At 34.9% G+C, this 11,696-nt stretch carries 13 protein-coding genes; 6 read left to right on the top strand and 7 right to left on the bottom strand.

Translation table 11 applies throughout. From position 1 onward, the window contains the following. Positions 1-105 precede the first annotated feature (105 nt). Together budA and JUD45_RS06865 are read right to left on the bottom strand one after the other, a co-directional pair. The gene (gene budA / locus JUD45_RS06870) at positions 106-819 is read right to left on the bottom strand and encodes an acetolactate decarboxylase (RefSeq protein WP_138726393.1); all 714 of its coding nucleotides are present in this window, start codon (positions 817-819) and stop codon (positions 106-108) included. Between the two features lie 956 nt (positions 820-1,775). Further along, a complete protein-coding gene (locus JUD45_RS06865; RefSeq protein ID WP_187156028.1) occupies positions 1,776-2,498 on the bottom strand; it encodes an MIP/aquaporin family protein in 723 nt (240 codons plus the stop codon). Between the two features lie 661 nt (positions 2,499-3,159). Here JUD45_RS06865 and JUD45_RS06860 point away from each other — a divergent pair. Continuing rightward, positions 3,160-3,729 carry a TetR/AcrR family transcriptional regulator gene (locus tag JUD45_RS06860; RefSeq protein ID WP_053792115.1) on the top strand — a complete coding sequence of 190 codons (570 nt, stop codon included), beginning with the start codon at positions 3,160-3,162 and terminating at the stop codon, positions 3,727-3,729. A gap of 33 nt (positions 3,730-3,762) precedes the next feature. Here the strand turns inward: JUD45_RS06860 and JUD45_RS06855 are convergent, their stop codons facing one another. Continuing rightward, positions 3,763-4,275 (bottom strand): type 1 glutamine amidotransferase domain-containing protein, encoded by a 513-nt coding sequence (locus JUD45_RS06855; RefSeq protein WP_203619899.1) that lies wholly within the window; start codon positions 4,273-4,275, stop codon positions 3,763-3,765. Positions 4,276-4,448: 173 nt separating this feature from the next. Between JUD45_RS06855 and JUD45_RS06850 the strand changes: the two genes are divergently transcribed. Further along, complete coding sequence (locus tag JUD45_RS06850) at positions 4,449-5,051, top strand: DUF3862 domain-containing protein (RefSeq protein ID WP_203619898.1); 603 nt, start codon at positions 4,449-4,451, stop codon at positions 5,049-5,051. 33 nt (positions 5,052-5,084) lie between these two features. Here JUD45_RS06850 and JUD45_RS06845 read toward each other — a convergent pair whose 3' ends face one another. From JUD45_RS06845 to JUD45_RS06830, 4 genes are all read right to left on the bottom strand, one after another. Then, complete coding sequence (locus tag JUD45_RS06845) at positions 5,085-5,366, bottom strand: hypothetical protein (protein ID WP_187156030.1); 282 nt, start codon at positions 5,364-5,366, stop codon at positions 5,085-5,087. A 108-nt stretch (positions 5,367-5,474) separates the two neighbouring features. Next, positions 5,475-6,509 (bottom strand): NADH:flavin oxidoreductase/NADH oxidase, encoded by a 1,035-nt coding sequence (locus JUD45_RS06840; RefSeq protein ID WP_138726388.1) that lies wholly within the window; start codon positions 6,507-6,509, stop codon positions 5,475-5,477. Between the two features lie 85 nt (positions 6,510-6,594). After that, a complete protein-coding gene (locus tag JUD45_RS06835) occupies positions 6,595-6,849 on the bottom strand; it encodes a hypothetical protein (RefSeq protein WP_138726387.1) in 255 nt (84 codons plus the stop codon). Positions 6,850-6,911: 62 nt separating this feature from the next. After that, complete coding sequence (locus tag JUD45_RS06830) at positions 6,912-8,120, bottom strand: MFS transporter (protein ID WP_373301465.1); 1,209 nt, start codon at positions 8,118-8,120, stop codon at positions 6,912-6,914. A 174-nt stretch (positions 8,121-8,294) separates the two neighbouring features. Here JUD45_RS06830 and JUD45_RS06825 point away from each other — a divergent pair, with 174 nt between their 5' ends. From JUD45_RS06825 to JUD45_RS06810, 4 genes are all read left to right on the top strand, one after another. After that, positions 8,295-8,516, top strand: a complete 222-nt coding sequence (locus JUD45_RS06825; RefSeq protein WP_041153133.1) for a hypothetical protein — start codon at positions 8,295-8,297, stop codon at positions 8,514-8,516. Between the two features lie 10 nt (positions 8,517-8,526). After that, positions 8,527-9,549, top strand: a complete 1,023-nt coding sequence (locus JUD45_RS06820) for an SEC10/PgrA surface exclusion domain-containing protein (protein ID WP_203619896.1) — start codon at positions 8,527-8,529, stop codon at positions 9,547-9,549. Between the two features lie 275 nt (positions 9,550-9,824). Then, entirely contained in the window at positions 9,825-10,652 is an 828-nt protein-coding gene (locus JUD45_RS06815) for a YdcF family protein (protein WP_187156034.1), read from the top strand. A 202-nt stretch (positions 10,653-10,854) separates the two neighbouring features. Next, positions 10,855-11,601 (top strand): CAP domain-containing protein, encoded by a 747-nt coding sequence (locus JUD45_RS06810; RefSeq protein ID WP_203619895.1) that lies wholly within the window; start codon positions 10,855-10,857, stop codon positions 11,599-11,601. The last annotated feature ends 95 nt before the right edge of the window (positions 11,602-11,696 follow it).

The following is an 11,696-nucleotide window of genomic DNA, read 5'->3' as shown; positions in this document are numbered from 1 at the left end:
AGCTAATTTTAATTCTTTAGAAAACATAAAAGAACCCCTTAGGTTAGATTTCTCCAACTCAAGGGGTTCAGTTCACTGACAAAATTGTCAGTCCTTTTTTATTTTTTATTCAGCTTCACCAATGGCACCAGCGATGTCATCGTTTGAGAAATCGTGTTTCATAAAGTCATCATTTGATGATGGTAGTTTTTGAACCAATTCATCAAGTTTTTGCACTTTAATATCACCAGACACCATTTCAAAATCTAATAAATGGCCCCCTACTGATTTATCGTCAGCTAAGAAGTGTAAGTGGAATCCACCTACAGCTGCACCATTGAAGATTTGTGGCGAGAAGTATCCAATTACAGTTCCTTCAACATCTTCAGCTTCAAATTCATTTTGTTTATGGGCACATTCAACAAGTGTTGGATATGGTTTTGATTGCTTATGAACTGATCTTGTCTTTACAGATTTGAAAGTTCCATGAGCCCTAACTGAATAGAAAACATTATTCCAGTCTAACTTAGAAGATACTTTTTCTTCTAAATCTTCCATCTTAACTAACGCATGTACGTTAGCTAAGTGTTCAAAGTTAGCGAAATGAACGTCTCCAAACGGAATTGTAAAATCACCATCTAATTCGTTAACCTTACCGTCACCATCGATTTGATATGCAACACCATCTAAAATGACTAGTTCGCCATCTAGACCGTCACCAGTACCGATACCGGTGTCTCCGTGTTTTAATAGTTCTTTTAGTGGTAGAGTTCCTTCGAATAATCCAGGAACTAACATTGCTAATGTACCATATTGGTATAAAGAATTAGCATTACTCATTACTCTTCATCTCCTAATTGATTTATTCAAGTTTATCACAACAAATAAAATATAGATAAAAAAATAACCAATACCTACGACAGTATCGGTTATTGATGGAAAAATTAAAATCACCCAGTGCCTTGAATAATTTTAATTTACGATCAGCTTATTTATGGAATATCGATTCACGTAAGAACTGGCCTGCTCTTTGTTTACTAATTATATTCAGGGAAGAATTCATAATCATTTTTCTGGAGTGAGCATACCATGAAAGTGCATAATAATATTTATATGAACACATGCAAACGTAATAAATGTTTTAACTTTATTTATCTACTTATGGACGAGAGAATTAATTTATAAACTCGGGGAAATTCATAAATTAACGGATTTTGATCTACTACTTACCAGCGCGACTTGATAGGCAGCAGAACTAGAGATAGTTTTATAAGAAAGTGTATGAATAAAGTTCTCAAAGAAAGTTAGACTAAGGTTACACGATTTCATGATAGTAATTTGTTGTGGTTCTTAGTGAGTCGATGCACCACCAAAATTTATTATTATTGGTGTTATGTTATGCTACAATTCCACGATTTTTAAGCAATTCTGAAGGTGCATAAATCACTTGCTAGACAACTTCAGGGGCATCTAAATCAAGTAATCATATTCTAATAAATAAACTTCTAGAGTTTAATCGAAAGGATTAAACAAAGGGAAAGCTAATAAACTTAACTGTTGATAATAACGATTAAGCTTCTAACCAACTCTTCGAAGATAATAATATAATTTTGGCAAAACACTGTCAAAACAGCAATTGCTAGACTTTTATCAAATTAATTTTCATCAAATCCGCATAAAAATAGGATTTACTTTTTTAAATTGGACGACCAGTCCATTTGATATATTTAAAACTTAACCAAAAATCAAAAAGAGAAGAAAATCTTAACATTTTCCTCTCTTTTCTTTTTTAATGCTTAAAATACGGCCTTGTATAGGATTGCGGCAAGGGTAGCACCAATGATTGGCGCTACGATTGGAACCCAACTGTACTTCCAGTGTGAACCACCCTTATTCTTAAATGGACAAAATGCGTGAACAATTCTTGGCATAATATCTCTGGCTGGGTTCAATGCTGGTCCGGTTGGTCCACCGAATGAAACAACCAAACACATTACTAGAAAACCTAATGCGATAAAATCGGCACGTGGATCTAGTTTATCAGCAGTCATTGCCAAGGCACCTAATACTAATAGGAAGGTTCCGATTAATTCGTTAATAAAACCATTTAGATAGCTATGAGCTGAGTCAATCGTTGCAAAAGTACCTAAAACACATTCACAGTTAGTGGTCTTGTCATAGTATGGCTTGTAGGTAAGTACCACCGCGATTTGACCAACTGTCGCACCCAGTAATTGTGCAACAATATATGGTAATACTTCGTTCCATGGAAATTGGTTTGTAAAAGCCAAAGCAAGTGTCATTGCTGGATTAATTTGGGCTCCAGAAATTGTCGCAAACATCATTGCAGGAATCATAACCCCGATTCCGTATCCAAAACCAATTAATACCCATCCACCATGGAAACCTTTAGTTCCCTTCAATTCGACATTGGCAACTGATCCGTTACCCAATGCAACCATGATGGCTGTTCCAATAAATTCAGCGATGCATCTAGTTAATAGCGTGTAATGATCCAAAATTTTCTTCTCCTTTATATAAACTACACAGTATTTACTCCATCATCTTTATCTTGCTCAAGTTCTTCCATCCGTTTGATAAACGGCAACGCTTCTACAAACCAACTTGGAAGCATAAAAAAAGAGTTGTAAAATCCGAATTGACTTTATAACTCTCGCCATAATTTCTTTTCCAAATTCATATGTAGTAATTTGTTGATAGTATGTTAAACCATAACAGTATATCGATAATCTTGTTGAAACGAGTTATTAGACAGTGTGTATAACTTTTTAATTATTGTTATTTTCTTAAAATTTTAAATAATCAAGTCAACTTTTTGCTAATAACTCAGCAAAAATAATTATATGACCCCCATCACTGTTTTTCAATAACTAATAAAGATTATTTAACCACTTTTTATAAACATTTAATTGTTACTTATAATTCAACGATTGTAAGTTAAGTTTATCTTATAAAAACCACCCTTTTTATAAAGATTTTTTATATCAATCTTAATTAAAATATATTTTAAACTTTTTTGTATAAACTTAATTAAATTTGCAAAAACTTAAGTATTTATCTCACTAGATAAGATTATAATTATAAGCATGGCAAAGATTTAATGTAATTCACATTACTCAGCCCTGAATAGTAAAAATTTATAAGGGGGATTTAATCAGAATGTTTATTAAAAGCAAATCCAAGAAAAGAATCGTAATGTCTTTTCTAAATTTATCGGCTCACCAAGACATTAACACTATTAGTACAAATGACATCATTGAAAACGCAAATATTTCTCGTGGTACTTTTTACAATCACTTCAAGAATAAAATCGACATCGTTAACTTCATCGAAACTAGTATCAGCCATTCTTTAGATGAACAATTTGTTAACGTTGATAAAAACTATGACAATTTTTTCTATATTCTAAGCGAAAAGGTATTCCCAATCGTCTACGATGATCGTGAATACATCAAGGTTCTATATGAATTCTACGAACCACAACTATTCTCGTTTTTAAGTAGCCACTACTCTAAATTTTTAGTTCCTTATTTCGAAAACTATGATGAAAAAGAGTATGGCATCCCTAAGTACTACGTGTTAACTTTCTTCTTCAGAGTCATTTTAGACGCAATTATGTCATGGATTTCACAACCGATTCCATTGTCAGTTGAAGAATTCAAGAAGGTATTCTACCGCCTAATCAACACTTCAATGACTGAAATTTGCGGAATTGTCATCAGAAGATAAAAAAGAAGCCCGAAAGGCTTCTTTTTTTACATATTATTTTACGAACTTAACGATTTCAGAATTAAAAGCGTCTAAATCGTCTGGAGTTCGACTTGTGACTAGTTTGTGTTTTTCATCTACTACGACCGGTTCATCATGAACTTCAGCACCAGCATAGAATAGGTCATATCTAATTGTGGTGTAAGCCGTTAACTTCAATTCACTTGCCAAACCGGTTTGAATAAAGAATTGTGGACCGTGACAAATCGCAAACACCGGCTTGTTAGCCAATAGGAAACATTTTACAAAGTCATTGAAACGATCATCTGCTCTCAATGCATCTGGAGAGCCTCCGCCTGGTAATAACAATGCGTCATAATCATCAAAATTAGCATCATCAATACCTAAATCAACCTTTTGCTTATCACCATGCTCACCAGTAATTGTGTTACCGGCCATGTCCTCGATAATTTCAACTTGATGGCCTGCATCCTTTAGTGCCTTCATAGGTGAAGTTAATTCAGAATCTTCGTATCCGCTGGTAACAATTGCAGCAATCTTACTCATAGATACAACCTCCTTTTTCTTTCTTCACCGTCCATGGTATTAGGGACAGCCTTATATTACAAGTTTTTGGTTTGTAGAAATCATATTTAAATTATTAATAAATAATTTAAATCATTGATATTTATTACCCAATTTGATTAAAATACTAATAGAACACATTGAGGAGATATAGTATGAATAAAACTTTTAAGATTTTACTTGCCCTTTTTACCTGCCTACTAGTATTAAGTGCCTGTGGCAAGAAAAAAGATACAAATACTAATGAAACCATTTCAGGTCCTAAGCCTTCATTATCAGATGCTTTAAACACCTCAGGAATTTCATTAGAAAAATATCAACAAATCAAATACACAAGCCAACAATTGCATGGTGGTTCAAACTATAAAAAGGTTGTTAGCCTATTAGGAAACCCAACACAAACCACCGATACCACGCTAACAAATAATGCTAAGGCTAAACAATACACATGGAAAATGGGAAGCAACGCACAACTACAATACATATTTGTAATTGTTTACAAGGACAAGGTTTTGAGCAAAGGTTACCAACAAAACACTGCCGCTAAAATCGTCAAGAAGGCTAAGATTGAAAAGATTGCTAAGAACACTTCATTCTCAGACGTTCAAGCAACTCTAGGATCACCACTTTCACAACAAGAAGCTGATGGAATGTCATTTATGACCTACCAATATGACAATTCACACGCTTATAACCTAACATTTAAAAACAATAAGCTTAGTCAAAAACAATCAGTCAGTTTAAATACAAATAACTAATAAAAAAGAACCGATTTAAAAATCGGTTCTTTTTTACATGATATCAATATATCCTTCATCTCTTAATGAATCTAATGTTTCCAATAGCTCATCGGTACTCATGTTATCTAATTGTTCCAAGAAGTTCTTTTCATAGGTGTCGATTAAATCATCAAAATAGGATTTAATTGTTTTGGGTTCCAATTGACGATACATTCTCATCTTATCTTCTGGTTTACGAAGGTCGAATTGATAGTATTGTTGGAATTTTTGAACGTACCATGCCCCCTTAATCTTCGCACGGTATGTCATAATTCTTTCGTCTGTCCAATACATATAATCACCTCATTTTATTCGCTGTAATAGAATAATTATATAACAAATTAAAATTAGATGACAAAAATTTACCAATAAAAAAAGATATCCACATGGATATCTTTTTTATTATTTTTGGCCACGTTCATATGACGCATCAAAAACTTTGAAATCATGATCATGTAATTCTTTAGCCGCGTCCGCTAACCAGTTAGTGTTACGTAGCAATGCTCTTCCTTCCATAATCAAGTCTGCTTGGTCATTTTGTAGGATGTATTCCGCCAATCCTGGGTTATCTAATAAACCAACAGTGGAGACATCAATATTTACCGCTTGTTTAATTTCAGTGGCAAATGGAGTTTGATATCCGTCATGAACTGGGAAATTAGGTCCCTTTGGTAGTAATCCACCAGTTGAAACATCAATTAGTTGGATGCCAGCTTCTTCTAACCACTTACCGATTTGTTGCCAGTTTTCCATGGTATTTTGTAGACCGCTGTCATCGTAATCTGTTAGTGATAAACGAATCCAGATAGGACCAGCGAAATTAGCCTTCACAGCTTCAATCACTTCAGAAACAATGCGAAAACGATTTTCTAGGCTACCACCGTATTCATCATCACGTTTGTTTGAAACGGCTGATAAGAATTGGTTCAACAAGTACCCGTGGGCTCCATGAATTTCAATCATGTCCACTCCAGCATCGCTAGCACGTTTGGCAGCTTGGCCGAATTCGTTAACGATGTTTGCGATATCTTCCTTACTTAGTTCAACTGGTGTATTGCTGTCGTCGCTAAATGCAATCGCACTAGGTGCAACCGGAACATCTTCATCAGCAGCCTTTCTACCGGCATGGTTCAATTGAACCCCTACCTTTGAACCTAAGTAGTGAAGTGAGTCAACCAATCCACTAAATTCACCAACTTGTTCGTCATTCCATAATCCTAGGTCGTTGTTGCTAATACGACCTCTTGGATCAACGGCCGTTGATTCGGTAATAATCAAACCAACGCCACTAATTGCACGTGCCCCATAGTGAGCAAAGTGAAATGGTGTCGCGATTCCATTTTCACGAATCACTTCATAGGTACACATTGGTGACATCACTACTCGATTCTTAAGAGATAGTCCACCAACATTTGCCGGTGCAAGTAATTTTGACATATTCATCTTCCTTTCGCTTACTTAATGTAAGTTATTATACACGCATAAGGATTAAAACAAAAGAAAAAGACACCCTCTCGGATGCCTACTTAGTCAATGCTTTCATCGCATTATTGAAACAATCAAGTGAGCAATTAATCTCACCTTTGATGATTCTAAACTTACGATCAACATATTCTTGTGTTATTTCACGTTCATCAGTTTCATTTAAGTATTCCACCAAATGGTCAATATCTCGAATGACATTGCTGTCACGGTTAGTGCCATCTAGTGCATTTACGATGTGTGAACGCGTTCTTTTTAAGGTTAGTAAATTGTTGTCAATTTCTTCTCTAGTCATCGCAATCCACCTCCAAATATTATCCTATTAATTATAATGATGTTTCATCAATTAACAAATATTTAGTTCTTGTCGGTTTCAATCGATTTAATATTCTTACGAACTAGGAACAAATTAATTCCAGCCAAGATGGTGGTAGCAACAAACACACCACGGTATCCACCAATCAAAACGACGGCTGAACCAATCATTGGTCCAGTTACGTTTCCAGCTGCTTGGAAACTTTGATTCCAACTAAAGACCTGACTGATTCGATCATGTGGGCTGTACTTAGCTAGGATTGCTTGAACAGTTGGTAATAATGCTGCATCGGAAATTCCGATTAGAAAACGAAGTGCTCCTAATTGCCAGACGTTTTGCACGAAGGTCGTTAGGAAGAATATTCCCATCGAAAATACAAGTCCAAACTTCAAGATTTGATGCGAACCAATCTTGTCTCCAAGTCTACCGAAGAATGGTGCAACTGATATCATTGCTACTCCGTTGATAGCTTGAATGATTCCGGCGGTTAACGCAATATTGGTTGATGTCGGATCTAATTGTTTAACGTACAAACTCAATATTGGTGAGATTGAGTTATTAGTTGCTTGAATACATAAGGTGGTTAAAAACATTCCAAATAAGATTTGCTTAGTAGGAATTCCAGATAGAAAGTGAGGTTGTTTTTCCCCTTTTTCATGTGGTACTGGCTTAAAGTTTTCATGAACGAAAAAGATACTTAGGATAAATGCGACTAGCATTGCCAAACCAGTAATCAAGAAAGTGTAACGATAACCAAATGTATCTGCAATCAATCCACCAATCATCGGTCCAATCAATGTACCAGATACGTTTCCTGTCGCTAATTTTCCAGAAGCATGTCCAACATGACTCTTTGGAGTCTCAGCAGCCACCAATGCATTGGCATTACTGATGAATCCTGAAAAAACACCTTGTAGTAGACGCAGTACAATTAATTGCCATGCACTTGTTACCAGACTCATTGCACCAATTACGACGGCCATCCCCAAGGATGCTCTAAGTAACATTGGCTTTCGACCGTACTTATCAGCTAGGATTCCCCACAATGGCGAAACAATCATTTTGACTAGAAATGGTGCTGCAAATGCCATTCCACTGTAAATTGATGTTTGCGTGGCATTGTAATCGCCAAGTTGACCTATAAATAATGCAATGAATGGACTAATACTACTAAATCCGATTCCAGCTACGAATGTACCAAACCATAAGACGTTTAGGTTTTGTTTCCAGTTTATAGCTCGATCACCCAAGGGTGAACTCATCTCCTTATTTTTGAAATCTTTTACACATAATTAAAGATTATAACACTTAAGGATATTTTCTGTAATTATTAAGTAATTTTTAAGATTGTATTTATATATTTGAGCTAAATGTAAACTATGATAATATATTCTAAACAAAACTTTCAATAAGGGGTGAAGGTAATGCAACAAACTCAAAGCTTTTTTATGCTTTTTGCGTATGGTGTTTTTCTATTTGGCGCCATTTGTATGGGAATTGGATGGTTCTTCTTCAAGCTTCGCGCGATGTCAAATCAACCTGCTTGGGATGGAATCGGTGGTAAACTAATTAAATTTGGTTTATTTATTGTTGTAATTGGGGTAATCCTAGTTGGATTAGCTGTATATTTATTAGGAATTAAATAGGTGAAAAAATATGAAAAAGACAATTAAAATGATTGCTGCTGCTGCGTTAATCGGTTCTGTGATTGCTTCATCAACACCAGCTGTAACTACTCACGCAAGCTCTACTAAAAAAGAATCTACATTAATTAAAAAATTTAAACAACAAACTACTGATGATGCCAAAATCGCAACTACTAAATCCATCAGTAAGCTAACTACCGCTGACTTGAATAACTTCATTCCAACTCAAGCGATGAAGGTTTCTGGCAATCAAGTTACCGATCCTGGTTCTGATGCTAATTTTGTAACTAAAATTAACTATAACGCTAAAAAGAATCCTAAAAACGTAATCAAATTACCTAAGGGTTATACTAACGCTACACTAAAAAAAGCAGCTAGCGAAAAATCAATCGGTAACTACAAGTTGCAAGTGGCAATGGGTAAAATTGGCCTAAAGGGGCTAGCAATTAACTCATTTACACCAAGTAAGAAAGATTTAAGTAGAAATGTTAACCTAAATAAAATGACTTACAGTCAAAGAAAAGAACTTACTAAATTCGCCCTAAGCATTTTAAATCCTGCAATCAAGCAAGCTAAGGGAATTCAATACAAGTCTTCTAAGAACACCATCTCTGTTGCTCAAACATTTGCCGATGTTTACAGCAAAGATAATTGGAACAATACCGGTAAAAAGACCGGACATGACTTGAGAACTAAATCAGTTGCTTCTAAGAAATACAAAATTTCTAATGTTGCCGAAGAAAACTATAGTGATAACCCATCATTTGCTTTAACTAGCACTAAGCTTAAGAAACGTGTAGTAACTATGGCTGCTTTAAAGCATGCAGTATACAATTCCATTGCTCTTCAATTATTTGAAGATGGTCCTTCATATTGGGGTCATGCAACTGCTCTAATGAATTTAGACATCCATAAAAAGTACCAACCAAACTACTTTGCCGTTTCTTTCGATAAATTTGGTGGTATTCACTTTGTGATGGTGCCACACAACAAATTAGTTAATAAGAAATATGTTCCAGGAGCACTTGTATAGTGTAGAATGGAGATAAACAAAAAGCTCACAAATAATTTGTGAGCTTTTTTATCCTAATAGATGAGGATGATATATATATGTATTTTATACCACTAACATTAATAATTTGTATTGGACTAATATGTTGGTCGTTTTATAAAAATAAGGCTTCTTTTTGGAACGGTTTCTTATTTTTAATGACATTATTCGCTCTAACTGGAAACGTCATGTTTTTCTCTCTCATAAGCAACAGCAAAATACTACACTCCGTATTTTTAATACTTACTTTGCTAATTATGATTGTATTAACGCTAATATATACTCTTCATGCAGTTCTACTGATTTGGAATGGAATTATTGTTTGGAGAAGAGAAAACCATTCACTAGCCAACCTACTAACACTAATAATTGGTGTATTCTTGTTGATTTATCCACTATTAAGTTTTCTATTCTTAAGGAAACTAATTCCCAAACCATACAACTTAATGATTGAACACTTCACTGAAATGAGTTCATTTTACATCATTAGTATTTTCTTGATTTTTTCCCTTTCCGTTTGGATTTGTAACTTCTATCGTCCCAAACCAGACAAGGACTTCATCATTGTCTTGGGAGCTGGTTTGCTAAACGGAAACGAGGTCTCACCACTACTGGCATCTCGAATCGACCGTGCGATTGATTTCTATCAAAACCAAATCAGTGTTTCTGACAAGCATCCTTTAATTATCTGTTCCGGTGGTCAAGGTGGCGACGAAAAGATTCCAGAAGGTGTAGCCATGAGAGACTATTTGCTTCAAAAAGGTATCAATCCAGATGACGTTGTCGCGGAAGATAAGTCAGTCAACACAATTCAAAACTTCGCGTTTTCCAAGAAGATTGTCGACAGATACAAACTAGATTCAAATAACGGTATCTTCGTTTCCAACAACTACCATATTTACCGTGCCACAGCTTACGCTAAGAACGCCGGTATGAAAATTAATGGAATTGGATCAAAGACAAGCGGATTTTTCCTACCAAATGCCATTATCAGAGAATTCATTGCCATTTTAATGAGACACAAGCTTGCTAACCTATTAGTCATCCTATTGTTTGTCGTAATTTCTATAGTTAATAAAATATAATAAAAAAGCATCGTTTTTTCGATGCTTTTTTATTTATGCTACATAAGCCACAACACACGCTAACAGGATAATTCCCACGAATACCATTGCGGCTACCAATAGTTTGTCTTGTTTCATATTCTTACCTCTTTTTTGTAACCATAGTTTAACATTTATTCTATATTATTACTGCTATACTATTGTCAACAAAGAAGGTGTATCAATGAAAAAATTCTTAATTTTATTAACCCTTTTCTCTATCCTGGCGATATCGACAAACGGTTATGAAGCTTTCGCCAAAGCTAAAAATACTAGGCCCTACATATACAGAGTATCTGACGAGAATAACCATGGTGTCGGGGTAATCAGTCCAAGAGGATATGAATGCCTATATACTGATTTGACATTTACCAAATATTCCAAACGTTTATCTAAATTACGCGATCAAACAGTAACCGTTGGTACAAGTTACCATGTTCAAAAATATAAAAATGGCAAAAAATTCCAAGCAATTTACGAAGCTATCTACCAAAACCATCAATTAATTGGTTATGCTTGGCATGGTGCAATTCAACTGAATAAGACAGCGTCTTTTAATCACCAAATGGCAATCAACACAATTAGCGTTATCAACAATGCCAGAAGTCACAACGGTCTAGCTCCACTTCAATTAGACTTTGACTTAGAAAAAGATGCAAATCAAAAGATTGCAACCATCGAAAGCCATCCTGTCCCAGCAAATACTATCAACACCGCATACTGGCAGTTCAGCAGCGAAGATAACTTCCGTGGTACATCATTAAGTTGGATTTTATATTCAGATATTTCCAACAGTAATGATGTAAATTATACTAAGCTCATAACCGACAATAACATCACTAGAATTGCGGTATCTGCTAAAAATACTACTATTTTAAAAGGTAAAACGAACAGATCAAATAACTACTACGTCGTTATTGAAACAAAATAAAAAGTGTTGCTAAACAGCAATGAACTGAACCCCTTGAGTTGGAGAAATCTAACCTAAGGGGTTCTTTTATGTTTTCTAAAGAATTAAAATTAGCT

Source organism: Apilactobacillus nanyangensis (genome assembly GCF_016861915.1).
Lineage (GTDB): Bacteria > Bacillota > Bacilli > Lactobacillales > Lactobacillaceae > Apilactobacillus > Apilactobacillus nanyangensis.
Note: the sequence above shows the minus strand (reverse complement) of the source record. Positions and strands in the feature narration are given on the sequence as shown.